This is a genomic window from Streptococcus sp. IMAU 99161 (assembly GCF_014435245.1).
In the GTDB taxonomy this organism is placed as follows: domain Bacteria; phylum Bacillota; class Bacilli; order Lactobacillales; family Streptococcaceae; genus Streptococcus; species Streptococcus lactarius.
In genome coordinates this window covers 151,923-167,768 of record NZ_JAAPAW010000003.1, presented here as the reverse complement: position 1 = coordinate 167,768, position 15,846 = coordinate 151,923, and the positions used below count along the sequence as shown (strand labels likewise).

Annotated in this window: 12 protein-coding genes and 3 tRNA genes; 8 read left to right on the top strand and 7 right to left on the bottom strand. The window is 35.2% G+C overall.

Going from position 1 to position 15,846, the window contains the following annotated elements; translation table 11 throughout:
• Positions 1-12: 12 nt before the first annotated feature.
• From HA044_RS01355 to HA044_RS01335, 5 genes are all read right to left on the bottom strand, one after another.
• Positions 13-204 carry a DUF951 domain-containing protein gene (locus tag HA044_RS01355; RefSeq protein ID WP_187538555.1) on the bottom strand — a complete coding sequence of 64 codons (192 nt, stop codon included), beginning with the start codon at positions 202-204 and terminating at the stop codon, positions 13-15.
• An 11-nt stretch (positions 205-215) separates the two neighbouring features.
• On the bottom strand, positions 216-1,352 hold the full coding sequence (gene dnaN, locus HA044_RS01350) for a DNA polymerase III subunit beta (protein WP_187538553.1): 1,137 nt from the start codon (positions 1,350-1,352) through the stop codon (positions 216-218).
• 159 nt (positions 1,353-1,511) lie between these two features.
• Positions 1,512-2,861 carry a chromosomal replication initiator protein DnaA gene (gene dnaA / locus HA044_RS01345; protein ID WP_187538551.1) on the bottom strand — a complete coding sequence of 450 codons (1,350 nt, stop codon included), beginning with the start codon at positions 2,859-2,861 and terminating at the stop codon, positions 1,512-1,514.
• Between the two features lie 266 nt (positions 2,862-3,127).
• A complete protein-coding gene (locus HA044_RS01340) occupies positions 3,128-3,889 on the bottom strand; it encodes a ParB/RepB/Spo0J family partition protein (RefSeq protein ID WP_187538550.1) in 762 nt (253 codons plus the stop codon).
• A gap of 71 nt (positions 3,890-3,960) precedes the next feature.
• Positions 3,961-5,142 carry a S1C family serine protease gene (locus HA044_RS01335; RefSeq protein ID WP_187538548.1) on the bottom strand — a complete coding sequence of 394 codons (1,182 nt, stop codon included), beginning with the start codon at positions 5,140-5,142 and terminating at the stop codon, positions 3,961-3,963.
• A gap of 204 nt (positions 5,143-5,346) precedes the next feature.
• Between HA044_RS01335 and rlmH the strand changes: the two genes are divergently transcribed.
• The 6 genes from rlmH to HA044_RS01305 all read left to right on the top strand — a co-directional run bounded on the left by rlmH (position 5,347) and on the right by HA044_RS01305 (position 8,606).
• Positions 5,347-5,826, top strand: a complete 480-nt coding sequence (gene rlmH / locus HA044_RS01330) for a 23S rRNA (pseudouridine(1915)-N(3))-methyltransferase RlmH (protein WP_187538546.1) — start codon at positions 5,347-5,349, stop codon at positions 5,824-5,826.
• 42 nt (positions 5,827-5,868) lie between these two features.
• A tRNA-Arg gene (locus HA044_RS01325) sits at positions 5,869-5,942 on the top strand.
• A gap of 364 nt (positions 5,943-6,306) precedes the next feature.
• Positions 6,307-7,647, top strand: a complete 1,341-nt coding sequence (locus HA044_RS01320; protein WP_187538544.1) for a GHKL domain-containing protein — start codon at positions 6,307-6,309, stop codon at positions 7,645-7,647.
• Positions 7,644-8,402, top strand: coding sequence for a LytTR family DNA-binding domain-containing protein (locus HA044_RS01315; protein WP_187538542.1), 759 nt, complete (start codon positions 7,644-7,646; stop codon positions 8,400-8,402). Before HA044_RS01320 ends, HA044_RS01315 begins: the two co-directional genes overlap by 4 nt.
• Positions 8,403-8,452: 50 nt before the next feature.
• Positions 8,453-8,524, top strand: a tRNA-Glu gene (locus tag HA044_RS01310).
• A gap of 8 nt (positions 8,525-8,532) precedes the next feature.
• Positions 8,533-8,606: transfer RNA gene (locus HA044_RS01305), tRNA-Asn, on the top strand.
• Between the two features lie 75 nt (positions 8,607-8,681).
• Here HA044_RS01305 and HA044_RS01300 read toward each other — a convergent pair.
• Both HA044_RS01300 and HA044_RS01295 read right to left on the bottom strand, forming a co-directional pair.
• A complete protein-coding gene (locus HA044_RS01300) occupies positions 8,682-11,273 on the bottom strand; it encodes a YfhO family protein (RefSeq protein ID WP_187538540.1) in 2,592 nt (863 codons plus the stop codon).
• Positions 11,274-11,328: 55 nt separating this feature from the next.
• Positions 11,329-12,948, bottom strand: a complete 1,620-nt coding sequence (locus tag HA044_RS01295; protein ID WP_187538538.1) for an ATP-binding cassette domain-containing protein — start codon at positions 12,946-12,948, stop codon at positions 11,329-11,331.
• Between the two features lie 205 nt (positions 12,949-13,153).
• Between HA044_RS01295 and trpS the strand changes: the two genes are divergently transcribed.
• Both trpS and guaB read left to right on the top strand, forming a co-directional pair.
• On the top strand, positions 13,154-14,182 hold the full coding sequence (gene trpS / locus HA044_RS01290; protein ID WP_187538535.1) for a tryptophan--tRNA ligase: 1,029 nt from the start codon (positions 13,154-13,156) through the stop codon (positions 14,180-14,182).
• Positions 14,183-14,326: 144 nt separating this feature from the next.
• Entirely contained in the window at positions 14,327-15,808 is a 1,482-nt protein-coding gene (gene guaB / locus HA044_RS01285) for an IMP dehydrogenase (RefSeq protein ID WP_187538533.1), read from the top strand.
• The last annotated feature ends 38 nt before the right edge of the window (positions 15,809-15,846 follow it).

Sequence of the window (15,846 nt, the reverse complement as noted above, 5' to 3'; positions counted from 1 at the left end):
TGACTGAACCTTTTATAATACTTTCTTCATTTTCTGTTCAAAATCATGGCGACTCATCATGACCACATGATCACAGTTACTACATTTAATTTTTATATCTGCACCAAGTCGCGTAATTTGCCAACAATTTGCCTTTTTGCCTGTCTCCTTTATTATGCAAGCATGAGGCTTTTTCATTTCTACAAAATCACCTAATGTATACATGATTCACCTTTTTAATTTGTGCGAACTGGCGTAATCAATTGAATAAATCCTTGTTCATTTCCTTCCGGAACCAAGGTAAATGGTCTAACAGAAGAAATAAAGCGAATCACAACTTGTTCACTGTCGATAGCTTTGAGCGCTTCAATCAAGTAAGTCGGATTAAAGCTAATGGACAAGTCCTCTCCTGCAACAGCACTCGTATCAATTTCTTCGTTTACCCGTCCAACTTCTGGTGAATGAACGTGGGAAGAAACAATTCCATTTTTGAATTCCAATTTTACCGTTCCATTTTGAGTAGCGTTCGAGAGAAGACGGGCGCGTTCCATCGCAAATCGAAGGTTGGCCACATTGAAAGTTGCTTCTGTGTTGAATTCTGTTGGAATTAAACGATCTGTGTCAGGGTAATTACCCTCTAGTAAACGGGTATAGAAACTAATATGTTCACTTCTAAAGAGAATTTGATTATTGGCAAAGAACACTTCAACTGTTTCAATATCATCTGAAAAAACAGAAGTAAACTCACGAAGAGAACGACTTGGGATCACAACATCAAAGTTATCCCCATTTTTATCAAGTGTCATCACTTTTTGACTCATTCGGTGAGAATCAGTTGCCACTGTTTTTAATTCTTTATTTTCTGATAAAACAAAGTGAACACCTGTCAAAATTGGACGACTTTCTTGTACACTTGCCGCAAATGCTGTTTCATTAATTAATTGTTTTAATAATTTTGTTTCCAAAACCAATGGATTACTTGCAGCCATTTCCTGGATCCGTGGATATTGATCTGCATCTTTTCCTTTAAGAGTAATTTCTGATTTTCCACTGGTTAACAGGACTTGTTTTTGTTCAATTTCTTTAAAGTCAACCGTAACATCTGGTAAACTTGAAACGACATTGATAAAGAAGGTAGCTTCTAATAAGATAGAACCTGAAGAAGTTACCAATAAGCCAGCATTTTCATCTTTGATGGAGATGAAATTTTCAATTGAAATTTGCCCATTGGATCCAGATAAGGCTACTCCTTCAGGAGTAACATCAATTTTAATGGTGGATAGAATGGGGATAGCATTTTTAGAACTGATTGCTCTTTTGGTTGTACTAAGTGCTTGCAAAAATAAAGTTTTGTTAATAGAAAAATTAATCATGGTTATTCCTTTTATTTATTTTATGATTAGTAAGTTAATAGTAATAGTAGATTGTGTGGAAGTTGTGGAAAACTATCTGGATGATTTCTAAAACTAGATAAGTTACTTGTTTAAAAATTGTGTATAACCCCTTAAAGTTTTCAAAGAGTTATAAACAGGTTAATTCAATTTTTTCTTGATACTTTGAATTTCAAGTCGTAGATTATCGTCTGTTTCTACCATACTTTTTATTTTTTCATAAGCATGAATGACAGTTGTGTGGTCTTTTCCACCAAATTCTTTTCCAATTCGAGGCAGTGAATTATCCGTCATCTCTCTTGAAAGGTACATGGCAACTTGTCTTGCTAGGACGATATTTTGAACTCGTCTAGAGCCTTTCATTTCTTTTACACTCACTCCATAGAAGGCCCCCACAGCATCCTGAATTTTCTCAATTGGGATGACGAGCATCTGGGTATTGTCATTTTTACGAGCTCGAATAGCTTCTGCAGCAACATCAATGGTGATCTCTTTTAATTTTTTCACTTTGGCCATCAATGAGATATCATTCAAGGCTCCTTCTAAGTCTCGAACGTTTGAATCGAATTGACCAGCTAGGTATTCTAGCGTATCGTTAGGAAAAATATAGTCTAGATCTTCACTCTTATTCCGTAAGATAGCAATACGGGTTTCAAAATCAGGGGGTGTTATATTTTGCGTTAATCCCCATTTGAAACGCGTTACCAATCGCTCTTCAAGACTATCCAGATGATCTGGACTTCGGTCACTTGTTAGAACAATTTGTTTGTTGTCGCTATGAAGGGCATTAAAGGTGTTAAAGAACTCCTCTTGGGTGGTCACTTTTTTTCCACCAAGTGATTGAATATCATCAATCAGTAAGAGATCGAGACTACGATAGGTATTCTTGAAAGTCTTCATTTCTCCCAATCGTAGATGTTCTAAAAATTCATTAATAAAGGTTTCTGCTGGGACATACTTCACTCGCGCATTGGGGATATTTTCCAGAATTTGATTTCCAATTGCGTTTAGCAAGTGAGTCTTTCCGAGCCCTGGCCCACCATAGATAAAAAGAGGGTTGTAGGTTGTTGCAAGGTTTTCAGAAACTGCCAATGCCGCTGCCTTGGCCCAAATATTTCCATCCCCTTGCACAAAATTATCGAAGGTATACTTTGCTTTTAGTCCAGTCTCAATTTTAGGCAATGGTTCAGTTGCGGAACTACTTAGAGAAGAGTTCCTAGAATCCTTGTGATGACTATTGGGAAGATCTTCAAAAACAAAATGGAACTTCAAATCTGTATTATAGATTTCAAAGCCGGCCGTGATTAAGGCATTTTTTAGATTTGTTTCCCAAAATAATTCCTTATAGTTTCCATCAAGATAAATAGTAGCTGTATCTCCATCGACTTTAACTAATTTTGAATCTGCAACAAAAAAGTCATAGGCACTATCTTTTAACTGTAATTGGGCTAATTCTAAAAAGCGAGACCAAAATTGTTCTTCTTTTGTCACTAAAACTTCCCTCCTTTTCTTGCAATTAATCAAATCATACGTATCCTTATTCTACCATAAAAAATAATAGTTTTCCACAGGCTGAATTTTAGAACAAAAGGAGATTAATTTTTTAGTTATCCACACGTTGTGAAAAACAATCCCCAATGTTTTCAAAAGTTTTCCACAATATGGGGATAACTAGGTTCATGTGTTGATTTTTCTCTATTTCAGAGACGATTCGTTAGTGGAAAAGTTTGTCAATACAGAAAATAAAAATAACAGCCTTATTTCAGACTGTTGATAATTCGTTGGTATTCATCAAGATTTGAAAAGAAAATTTGGATACTTCCCTTATTTGAGGCTGAGGAGTGAATTTTAACTTCTGTCCCCAGTAATTTCTTTAAGTTCTTTTCTTCTTCAGTTAGAAAAGATTCTTTTGCTGGTTGATTTTTTAACTTTCTTTTAGAGCTGATCTTATTTTCTAATATCCGAACATTTAAGTGCTCTTGTTTTATTTTTTCAAGCCAATAATTTTGCTCTTTTTCATCAAGAGGAACGAGAACACGCGCGTGAGCTGAAGAAATATCATTTTGAATAACAGCTTCTTGAATAGCGGGTGTTAGCTGTAATAAGCGAAGCATATTGCTAATATAAGGTCTAGATTTTCCCATAAATTGAGCAATTTGATCATGCTTATAACCATTTTCAACTAACTTCTGATAAGATAGAGCTTCTTCAATGGGATTAAGGTCTTCTCTCTGTAAATTTTCAATAATGGCTTGTTGCATCATTTCTTGATCAGTTAATTCTTTTATGATAGCAGGAATAACCTCTAATCCCGCTATTTTTGAAGCTCTAAACCGTCTCTCACCTGCAAGCAGTTCAAAACCGATAATTGGAGATTTTCTGACAACAATGGGTTGGATTAATCCATTTTCTTTAATGGAGTGGGCCAGTTCTTCTAATTTTTCTTTATCAAATACTTTTCTTGGTTGAAAAGGATTGGTTCGAATATCTTTTATTGCTAGTTTTTCAAATTTTTCCATCTTATGAATAGAATAACACACCTTTACAAATTCGTAAAGGTGTGTTTACAGGTATGTCAAGAAGAAAAGGTTTATTTTTCTAAATCTTCTGTTGATTTTGTCAACTTAATAGTAGTTGTCTCTTGTTTTCCATCTCGATAGAAGGTTACCTTAATGATATCGTCAATTTGGTGAGAATAGAGAGCAGATTGTAAATCTGCAGTTGACTCAATGTCTGTATCGTCAATTTTAGTAATGACATCGTAACGTTGCAATTTATCCGATGCAGGCATATTGTCAAGTGTTGAGCGAACAATGACTCCTCCGGAGATTTTTTCAGGAAGTTTTAATTTACTCAAATCAGAAGTTGAAAGATTTGCAAGGTCCATCATTTGGATTCCAAGCGCTGGTCGAACGACCTTTCCGTTTTCTTCCAATTGTTTGATAATATTGACAACATCGTTTGCAGGAATTGCAAATCCCATTCCTTCTACAGAAGTCTGTCCATTCGTTGAAATTTTGCTTGAGGTAATTCCAATGACCTGTCCTTGGATGTTGATCAAAGGTCCTCCTGAGTTACCTGGATTGATAGCAGCATCTGTTTGCAAGGCACGTGTAGAGATATTTTGTCCATTGTCAGCTTTTAAATTAACATTTCGACCTTGACTTGAAATAATTCCTTGGGTAACAGAGTTTGCATAATCCGTCCCTAGGGGGCTTCCAATAGCTATAGCAGTCTCACCAACAGTTAACTGGTTTGAATCCCCAAATTCAGCGACATCTTTAGCTTTATCTGCACTAATTCTGACAACAGCAATATCAGAATAGACATCGGAACCAACAACTTCTCCAGGAACTTTATTGCCATCCGCTAATAAGATATCTACTTTTTTAGCACCACTAATAACATGGGTATTGGTCACAAGATAGGCATATTTTCCATCTTTTTTATAAATCACTCCTGATCCTTCACTGGAGATTTGAGAATCTGAATGTTCATCATTTGTAAATAAATCTTGATTTGAAGAATCTGCATAGGTGATTACAGATACCACTGCATTTTTTACTTTATCAACAGCTTGGCTCGTTGAGGTTGTATTTTTATAGGCTGTCTTTACAGTAGTGGAGCGTACTTGTTTACTTTCAGTCGTTGCATTTGATGAATGAGATACTTGTAATGTTGAAACTGTTCCAAGAATCCCACCAAGAAAACCGACTACAAAAATGAGGGATAAACTCCCAATTTTTTTTAGTAAATGGGATGAAGATTTCATATTTTCCTCCTAAGGCTATCAAATTGTCTAGAGTATAGAAAAACTTTCTTAATTATAACTTAAATAAATAAAGTTATCCACAACTTGTGGACAACTTGTAGAAATAAGTGTAATAACAGCTATAGACAGGTATTTATAGAATAGCTTTCTTTGTAGTTTCTGTGAATTATTTGTGGAAGACTAGAAATATGCTACAATAGAAGGATGAAAATTAAATTAATAACCGTTGGAAAACTAAAAGAAAAATACTTAAAAGATGGAATTGATGAGTATCTAAAGCGACTAGGACGGTTTGCAAAAGTAGAACAAATTGAATTAATTGATGAAAAAACTCCTGATCGGGCAAGTGAACTTGAAAATCAACAGATCCTTGAAAAAGAAGGAAAACGAATCCTTTCTAAAATTTCAGATAAGGAATATGTCATTGTATTAGCTATTGAAGGTAAACAATTTCCTTCAGAAAAATTTAGTCAAACGATCGACCAGATGATGACTTCAGGGTATTCAAATCTTACCTTTGTGATTGGAGGAAGTCTTGGTTTGTCTCCTGAAGTAAAAAAAAGAGGTAATTTATTAATGAGCTTTGGTCAACTAACACTTCCTCATCAGTTGATGAAATTGGTATTAGTGGAGCAAATCTATCGAGCCTTCATGATTCGACAAGGTAGTCCTTACCATAAATAACCTTGACGCCCCCTCCTTTTTCTGCTAAAATGAAGTATGCTTGGTCCCATAGCTCAGCTGGATAGAGCATTCGCCTTCTAAGCGAACGGTCGCAGGTTCGAATCCTGCTGGGATCAAATGGAAAGTGGAAAAATGAACGAATGTTAAGTAACCTTTGTTCATTTCTCCCTCTTTTTTTATATACAATTGTATATATTTTCAGTTTTATCTTATTTTTTTATAAGTATTTATATTTTTTAAGATTAATGAAAATATTTTTCAAAATAGTGTTTAAAATCTATTAAAAATCCCTATATAGTGGCAAAAAACGATTTCAAAAAAGTTTCAAACATGTAACAAGTTGTTTAAAAATATTACATTTTACTAGATTCCCTTTAATTTTACGATAGTTTATATTATAATTTTTTGTATATAATATTTTATTTTATTGATAATAATACTAAAGTATAATAAAATAGAAAACAGAGTGGGAGAGAATGTGTGTTTCAGTCTTTAGTCTTGTCTTTCCTTTTAGGAGGGGTTATTGTTCTGACCTTTGCATTGGTAGATGAAAAAATCTATCAGGAGCATCGGTTTATGTTTATCTTTCTGCTTAGTACCTTTGTTCTTCTTTTTGAGAGTCTTCTCGTATTTTTAGATGTCACTTTATTTTCAGGTATTCGATTATCAGATTTAAATATGCTACTGTGGCCTGTTTATCTCTATCCTTATTATCATTATGCCAATCGAAATAATCGCTTATGTTCTATTTTCTACTCTTTTTTTACTTATTTAGCAGTTGAAGGAACAGCTACTTTTTTGACCATTATCGTTTCTTCAGTTTTAGGAGATGCTGTTGTAGAAGCTTACTCAATTATCTACAATATGTTTATTCGTTTGGTTTCTTTAGGAATCATTTTGAAGCTAATTGACTTATTTGAATTTGATTTCACCCCTTTTTACGAAGAAGCATTTGAAAAGTATTTAAAATTATTGATTTCTGTCTATTTTGCTATATTTGTGGTAATCAATTTTGCCTTATGGATTAGTGAACAAGCACAATATAAAAATTTTGGGAGTATGTTAGCGACGATTTGTTTTTTCTCATTTGTAGTCAGTTTGTTTCATATGAAGATTGAGAGAGATCAATATCGTAAAAATTTAGAACTGGAATACAAAGAATTTTCCGAGCAACAAATGAGTCGTTATATGGCTGAAATTCAAAGTCTTTATTCTACTGTCAGAGGGGTTCGTCATGATTTAGGGAACATAGTGATTTCTATGTCACTAGCTATTCAAGAAGGAAATATTCCAGAAATTCAAAGAATTTATAGAGAAGTATTAGAAAAAAGTTATAGAGAGATCAATACCGAAAAATTATCAGGCTTTAACTTGGTGAATATAAAAGATTCTGCCTTGCGAAGTATTCTAATTCGGGGTTGGTTAGATGCCAGAGATGCTGGTGTAGAAATGACTTTTGAAACGAGTGAATCCATTGATCAACTACCAGTTGACTTATTAGATATTGTCAGAATTGTTGGCATTCTAGTAACGAATGCTTTAGAAGCTTCAAAAGAAGCGGAGGAAAAGAAGGTTCGTATTGCTATTTTTTCTATTTCAAAAATGGTTTACTTGGTGATTCATAATACAACGAATGAAATAACTTTTGATGTCAGAAAAATATATGAGGAGGGGTATTCAACAAAGGGAGAAAATAGAGGATTAGGCTTAGATAATGTGAGGAAAATATTAGCCAACTATGGAAATATGTTTTTGGAAACAGAATTGCAAGGTAATTGGTTTTTACAAGTGTTGAAGATTGGAGGGTATGAAAAAGAATGAAGATTTTTTTACTAGAAGATGAACTACAACAACAGCTACGTGTTGAAAAACATATTGCAACAATTGCTAACGAATTGGATTTAACGATTGAAATGATTTCTACAGGTAAGCTATCTGAGTTTGAAGAATATATACAACATTCTGATCTCCACCAATTATATTTTTTAGATATTCATATTCAAGACAATGAGTATTGTGGGCTCGAAATTGCTCAAAAAATACGGGAAGCAAATCCTTATGCAATTATTGTATTCATTACTACAAAATCTGAATTTGCCTCTATTACTTACCGTTACAAAGTATCTGCTTTGGACTTTATTGATAAAAATTTGAATGAAGATTTATTTAAATCTAAGTTACAAGGTTGTATTGAATATTTGACAACCATCCAGATTAAAAATGATGACTTGACGGATTATTTTGAGTATGACTTTAGGGATAAAAAAATTAAAATTCCGTTCAAAGATATTCTTTATATTGAGACGATTGGAACTGCTTATAAATTGAATTTAGTTGGAAAAAATTTTCAAAAAGAAATTGCGGGAAGCTTATCCGATGTTTTAAATAAGGATGAAGAAGATAGATATTTTAGCCCTCATCAATCTTTTATTGTAAATAGAAGTATGATTATTGGAATGGATAAGAAAAATAAGCAACTTCTCTTAAAAGAAGGATATTCTTGCCCTATTTCAAGAAGCAATATCAAGCGCGTTAAAAAATTAATTGAAGAGCAAAATTTAGAATATAATGCTTGACAAAGTGCTAATTTCTGATATAATGGGATATGTTCTGTTAATGAATATATGGTCCGTTGGTCAAGGGGTTAAGACACCGCCTTTTCACGGCGGTAACACGGGTTCGAATCCCGTACGGACTATATCTCATTCCGCCATAGCTCAGTTGGTAGTAGCGCATGACTGTTAATCATGATGTCGTAGGTTCGAGTCCTACTGGCGGAGCTAACACGACACCCATTTGGGTGTTTTTTTGTTTCTAAAAAAACTAGGATAACCATCATCCTAGCTTTTTATTTGTTACTGAATGGAGTGAATAGTTTTCAACTTTTTTCTCTTTATGATTTGTATCCATTCGTAAAGAAAGAAGAGAACAATTCCAGTGAAAAAGGCAGTAAGTCCTTCAATGAAGCCTTGGGGAACAAATGTTAAGGTGACTGTTCCGGTTCCTTTTGAAACATCCACTCCCATCAATCCTTTCTGGATGCGATGAATTTTGATAGGTTTTCCATTTTGCTTAGCTGACCATCCTTTATCATATGGAAGTGAGAAAATAAGGGTCGTATCTCTATTTGCATTATAAGTTGCCACGACTTTATTTTTCTTTTTGTGAATAGCAGCTTCTTGCTGACGAATAGTGGTGATAGCTTGCGTATATTTGTCAAGATCCAGCGCAAAAAATTCTGGTGTACGAAAAGAAACGGTTGAATTTTCTGGAAAACTCATACGAATAGTGATCGTTTTTTCTGCATCAAAATGTCCAATTGAAAAGAATGGAAAGGCATTATCAATAGTATAACGCTGGGTCTGCCCATTATAGGTGATTTCAATGTCTTTTTGATCATCATTTGAAAATTCTAGATTTGGAACATTAACATAGAGTTGGCTATGGGCAGGAATTGTTACTTCATATTCAATGCTTGCATAAGATAAGTGACTATCTTTCTCTATTTTTGCAGTTTGCATGGAAGATGTGGAGTTTTCTGAGTGATTTGAAAGAAACTTTAATTTTTTATAAAATTTAAATTTTTTACCTGTGAGTTGATGGATAAATTGTGTTTGGTTATCGAGTGTCAGATTTGTAAAGGATGTATTCTTATAAGGCTTAGCTGACAAGAATGCAATTGGCAAAGCGTATTCATTTTCTGAGAGTGAGATTCCATTTTTAGAGGCAATCTCTTTAAATCCAAATTTTTGAACAGGTTGTTGGCTTAAATTATAGCGAACACCAAATAGGCTATCCATTAGAATGGAATTATTTTGATATCGAAGGTTGAGGTTGGTTCCTTCAGATTTAAATCCAAGTTTATCCAATATTGAACTAGCATCTGTATTTCGAACAGATGAAAATTGAGAAATGCCATTATAACCATACTTCATACTATCATTGCCAGTTTGTGGATGTAGAATTTCAGTCCGATAGTTTGAGTCTGTGTTTCCACTTACCAAGGTTTGAATAGATTTTAAGTCGCGTTCGTAGGATGATCGAGAAGCAAATACCCATTCTTTTGCAATTCCTTCAATCTGATAATAACTATTTACAGATAGTTCAAATAGAGAAAGGAAAAGAATGGAAAAGTAGAATAATCTTGGGGATATTTTTTTTAAAATAAAGGCAAGAGAGAGTAAAAAGAAAACCAGTAAAAATTCAAAAGTAACAACGAAATTGATAGAATCTAAAAATTTATAGTGATGACTGAAAAAAAGTGTTCCTCCAAATCCTAAGAAGAGTATGAAGCTAGCAATACTAAAGCGACCCCAAGTGATCTCCTCGATTCGATTTAGAACTTCTCCTGCCATTAGAATAATCGTCAAAGAAAAAATCCAGGCGTATCGATGGAGAAACATATTTGGCGCGTGCATACCTTGCCAAAGAAGGTCTAATAGTTGTAAACGGAAACTGAAAATGAGAATTGTTAGAAGTAAAAAATAGCAGAGTTTCACGTGAAACTTGATTGATTTTACAAAGAAAAAAGTGATTGCTAGTAACAATGGAAACAATCCTACATAGATCATCGGAATAGATCCATATTTAGTCGTATCAAAACTACCTACGAAATTTTTGGCAAATACGTCGAGATACCAGCTTTTTTCTGTAAAGATACTGTCAACCTTTGAAAAACTTTCTCCATGAGTACGTAAATCTAAGAAGGTAGGATATAACATTACTAGACTTGTTATAACCGATAGAAGAGATACAATCACAAAATGGAAAAAACGCTTTCCAATTTCTTTGATATTCCATGACAGTTGTGTCAAGTACCATAATATGAGAAAAATGGACATCATAAATCCAAAATAATAATTTTGGATAAACAAACAGGTTAAACTGATAAAGTAGAGAATCTCTCCCTCATTGTAAATTAGTTTCTTGAACCCATAAACAATTAGTGGTGCTAGAATAAATACGTCTAACCAAGTTTTAATTTCAATTTGGCTGATGGCAAAACTCATCAGAGCAAATGATGTTGAAAGGGTAAGAACCAGGGTTCTAGGGATTTTAGAAAACATCCCGTGTATACTGATGTATGTACTAAGACCAATTGCTCCAAATTTCAAAAGTGTGATGAGGTAAACAGCATCCGGCATGGATTGGGCATCAAAGAAAAATACAAGAGGGGAAAAGAAACTTCCTAGATAATAGCTACTGAGTGCATAGAAATTAAGGCCTAATCCACTTTGAAAACTGTAAAATAGGCTATCTGTTCCATGTAAAATATTTCGAAGTGTGGTATCAAAAATGACATACTGATGATAACCATCTCCTAATAATGGGGATGTCTCACTGTTCCAGTAAATTCCTTGTGAGAGGTAAATAAAGAACATTATGATCACTGGAATCAGAAAGGAAGATATCAAAAAAAGGGATATTTTTAGCTTTGTTTTGTTCATATATTTCTACTGAAAGAGCCTGAAATAAGGATTTCAGGACTCTTAATTTTTCTGATTAATTCCAAAGTTCTTTCACTTTTGCTTGAACTTCTTCATTTTCAAGAAACTCATCATAGGTTTCATCAATGCGATCTATCACGCCGTTTTTTGAAAGAACGATAATATGGTTGGCGAGTGTTTGAATGAATTCGTGGTCATGGCTGGCAAAAATAATCGATTCTTTAAAATTCTTCAATCCGTCATTCAAACTTGAAATAGACTCCAAATCCAAGTGATTGGTTGGATCATCCAGTACAAGGACGTTTGACTTGAGGAGCATCAATTTAGATAACATGACACGAACTTTTTCTCCACCTGACAAGACGTTGACAGACTTGTTAACTTCGTCACCAGAAAAGAGCATGCGTCCTAGGAAACCACGAAGGAACGTGTTGTCATCCTCTTCTTTACTTGCAAATTGACGAAGCCAGTCAAGAATCGTTTCTCCACCTGCAAAATCTCGGCTGTTGTCTTTTGGTAGATAAGATCGACTAGTTGTAACTCCCCACTTGACAGTTCCTTCATACTCAATATCATCCATCAATGCACGGATCAAAGCGGTTGTTTGAATATCGTTTTGTCCGATAAGAGCGGTTTTATCACCAGGACGTAAGATAAAATTGATATTGTCAAGGATGGTTTCTCCATCAATCTTGACAGAGAGGTTTTCAACTGTCAAGAGATCGTTACCAATTTCTCGTTCTGCTTTAAAGTTAATAAATGGGTATTTTCGACTAGATGGAACAATTTCTTCTAGCTCGATTTTGTCAAGCATTTTTTTACGGGATGTTGCTTGTTTTGATTTTGAAGCGTTGGCTGAGAATCGTGCGACAAACTCTTGTAATTGTTTAATTTTTTCTTCAGCTTTTGCGTTTCTATCTGCTTGTAATTTTGCTGCAAGTTCAGAAGATTCTTTCCAGAAATCATAGTTTCCGACGTAAAGTTTAATTTTTCCAAAGTCGAGATCCGCCATATGGGTGCAGACTTTGTTCAAAAAGTGGCGGTCATGGGATACAACGATAACCGTATTTTCAAAATCAATTAGAAAATCTTCTAACCAGGTAATGGATTGAATATCGAGACCGTTGGTTGGTTCGTCTAAAAGAAGGACATCTGGCTTTCCAAAGAGGGCTTTAGCAAGGAGGACTTTTACTTTATCACCATTAGCTAATTCACTCATGGTTTGATAATGAAGGTCTTCTGAAATATATAAATTTTGAAGCAATTGAGAAGCTTCACTCTCTGCTTCCCAACCACCGAGTTCGGCAAATTCACCTTCAAGTTCAGCTGCACGGACGCCGTCTTCATCAGAAAAATCTTCTTTCATGTAGATAGCATTTTTCTCTTTCATAATGTTGTAGAGCTTTTCATTTCCCATAATGACAACATCGATGACCCGTTCGTCTTCATAGTCAAAGTGATTTTGACGCAAAACGGACAAACGTTCATCAGGACCGAGAGAAATATGACCTGTTGTTGGTTCAATATCTCCAGCTAAAATTTTTAAAAAGGTTGATTTTCCAGCACCGTTGGCACCGATGAGACCGTATGTATTTCCCTCTGTAAAGTTAATATTGACATCGTCAAACAATTTTCGATCACTAAAACGTAGTGAGACGTCTGATACTGTAAGCAATGATATTCTCCTCTTTCTATAATGTCTTCATTTTACTAGAAAATAGGGGAAAATTCAACTTTTTTAGTGTCAAGCTTGTTTTACAACTATGTAAAATGTGTTTACATTGTTGTAAAGATAAGATTAATCAAAGGCAGATAGGATAGACTAACATTTTTAACTAGAAAGTGCTATAATGGAAGGGATAACGATTAAGGAGAAGAGTATGACGAAACCCATCATTTTGACAGGAGATAGACCAACAGGAAAACTTCACATTGGCCACTATGTTGGCTCTTTAAAAAATCGCGTTTTGCTACAAAATAAAGACGAGTTTAATATGTTTGTTTTCCTAGCGGACCAGCAAGCTTTGACAGATCATGCAAAAGATCCAAAAACCATAGTAGAATCTATTGGCAATGTCGCTTTGGACTATCTTGCTGCTGGCCTAGATCCTGAAAAGGTTACGATTTTCATTCAAAGTCAGATTCCTGAACTGGCAGAATTGACTATGTATTACATGAATCTTGTATCTTTGGCGCGACTTGAAAGAAATCCAACTGTAAAGACTGAAATCTCTCAAAAAGGTTTTGGTGAGAGTATTCCTACAGGATTTTTGGTATACCCTATTTCGCAAGCAGCGGATATTACAGCATTTAAAGCCAATTTTGTTCCGGTAGGAAATGACCAAAAGCCAATGATTGAGCAAACTCGTGAGATTGTTCGTTCCTTTAATCATGCATACAACACAGATGCTTTGGTCGAACCAGAAGGAATTTATCCTGAAAATGAAGCAGCTGGTCGCTTACCTGGTTTAGATGGCAATGCTAAAATGTCTAAATCCTTAAATAACGGCATCTACCTAGCTGATGATGCGGATACTTTAAAGAAAAAAGTGATGAGCATGTATACTGATCCGGATCACATCAAAGTTGAGGATCCAGGAAAAATTGAAGGAAACATGGTATTTCATTACTTGGATGTATTTGGTCGACCAGAAGATGCAGATGAAATTGCAGAAATGAAAGAACATTATCAACGTGGAGGCCTTGGTGATGTAAAGACCAAGCGATATCTTTTAGAAATTTTGGATCGTGAACTAAGACCAATTCGAGAAAGACGTCTTGAGTTTGCAAAGGATATGGGGGAAGTATACTCCATTCTTGAAAAAGGTAGTGAGCGTGCTCGCAGTGTTGCAGCGCAAACATTGGACGATGTAAAATCTGCGATGGGAATAACCTATTTCAAAAAATAAGGATTTACAAATTGGATAGAGACAATTTTCCTTTATTCCTTTACAATTTGCCAATAAATGATTGACAAATTGCGATAGAATGGTATGATATTAACAATAAAAATTCGAGTCTTGCTCAAATAAAAAGAAAAGAGGATCCAGCGGATGTCTAATTGGGACACAAAGTTTTTAAAAAAAGGGTTTACATTTGATGACGTGCTTTTGATTCCGGCAGAAAGTCACGTATTGCCTAATGATGCAGATTTAAGTACACAATTAGCAAGTAATTTGCACTTAAACATCCCAATCATTACTGCTGCAATGGATACAGTGACTGAAAGCCAAATGGCAATTGCTATGGCACGTGCTGGTGGACTTGGTGTGATCCATAAAAATATGTCAATTGAGCAACAGGCAGATGAAGTAAGAAAAGTAAAACGTTCTGAAAATGGAGTTATTATTGATCCATTCTATTTGACTCCATCTCATACAATTGCGGAAGCAAATGAGTTGATGGGACGATACCGGATCAGTGGCGTTCCTGTTGTTGAAACACTTGAAAATCGTAAATTAATTGGTATTCTCACGAATCGTGACTTACGCTTTATTTCTGATTATAATCAACCTATTTCAAATCATATGACAAGTGAAAATTTGGTGACTGCACCAGTCGGAACTGATTTGGAAACAGCTGAACGCATTTTACAGGAACATCGTATTGAAAAATTACCATTGGTAGATGAAGAGGGTCGTCTTTCTGGCTTGATTACGATCAAGGATATTGAGAAAGTGATTGAATTTCCAAATGCCGCTAAGGATGAATTTGGTCGTTTGCTTGTAGCTGGAGCTGTGGGAGTTACTTCTGATACCTTTGAACGTGCAGAAGCCCTTTTTGAAGCTGGTGCAGATGCTATTGTTATTGACACTGCCCATGGACATTCTGCAGGTGTTCTTCGTAAGATTGCAGAAATTCGTGCTCACTTCCCAGATCGTACCTTAATTGCAGGAAATATTGCGACAGCTGAAGGTGCGCGTGCCTTGTTTGATGCAGGGGTAGACGTTGTTAAAGTCGGGATTGGCCCAGGTTCTATCTGTACAACCCGTGTTGTTGCAGGTGTTGGTGTTCCTCAAGTTACGGCTATCTATGATGCAGCTGCTGTAGCTCGTGAATACGGTAAAACAATCATTGCTGATGGAGGTATCAAGTATTCAGGAGATATTGTCAAAGCTCTTGCGGCTGGTGGAAATGCGGTTATGCTCGGGTCCATGCTTGCGGGTACAGATGAAGCACCGGGTGAAACAGAAATCTTCCAAGGTCGTAAATTTAAAACCTATCGTGGTATGGGATCGATCGCAGCTATGAAGAAAGGGTCTAGTGATCGTTATTTCCAAGGATCTGTCAATGAAGCTAATAAATTGGTTCCTGAAGGAATTGAAGGACGTGTTGCTTATAAAGGTTCCGTAGCAGATATGGTCTTCCAAATGATCGGTGGTATCCGTTCAGGTATGGGCTATGTTGGTGCGGCAACCATTCAAGATTTACATGATAATGCTCAATTTGTTGAAATGAGTGGTGCAGGATTGAAAGAAAGTCACCCTCACGACGTTCAAATTACAAATGAAGCTCCAAACTATTCGGCACAATAAGTTTACTAACTTGTAAATAAAATTAACAGCATCTTGAC

What these genes read in the sequence shown, in the direction of transcription:
- HA044_RS01355 (WP_187538555.1), bottom strand. Translation starts at nt 204, where the DNA reads ATGTATACATTAGGTGATTTTGTAGAAATGAAAAAGCCTCATGCTTGC.
- dnaN (WP_187538553.1), bottom strand. Translation starts at nt 1,352, where the DNA reads ATGATTAATTTTTCTATTAACAAAACTTTATTTTTGCAAGCACTTAGT.
- HA044_RS01340 (WP_187538550.1), bottom strand. Translation starts at nt 3,889, where the DNA reads ATGGAAAAATTTGAAAAACTAGCAATAAAAGATATTCGAACCAATCCT.
- HA044_RS01335 (WP_187538548.1), bottom strand. Translation starts at nt 5,142, where the DNA reads ATGAAATCTTCATCCCATTTACTAAAAAAAATTGGGAGTTTATCCCTC.
- rlmH (WP_187538546.1), top strand. Translation starts at nt 5,347, where the DNA reads ATGAAAATTAAATTAATAACCGTTGGAAAACTAAAAGAAAAATACTTA.
- HA044_RS01315 (WP_187538542.1), top strand. Translation starts at nt 7,644, where the DNA reads ATGAAGATTTTTTTACTAGAAGATGAACTACAACAACAGCTACGTGTT.
- HA044_RS01300 (WP_187538540.1), bottom strand. Translation starts at nt 11,273, where the DNA reads ATGAACAAAACAAAGCTAAAAATATCCCTTTTTTTGATATCTTCCTTT.
- trpS (WP_187538535.1), top strand. Translation starts at nt 13,154, where the DNA reads ATGACGAAACCCATCATTTTGACAGGAGATAGACCAACAGGAAAACTT.
- guaB (WP_187538533.1), top strand. Translation starts at nt 14,327, where the DNA reads ATGTCTAATTGGGACACAAAGTTTTTAAAAAAAGGGTTTACATTTGAT.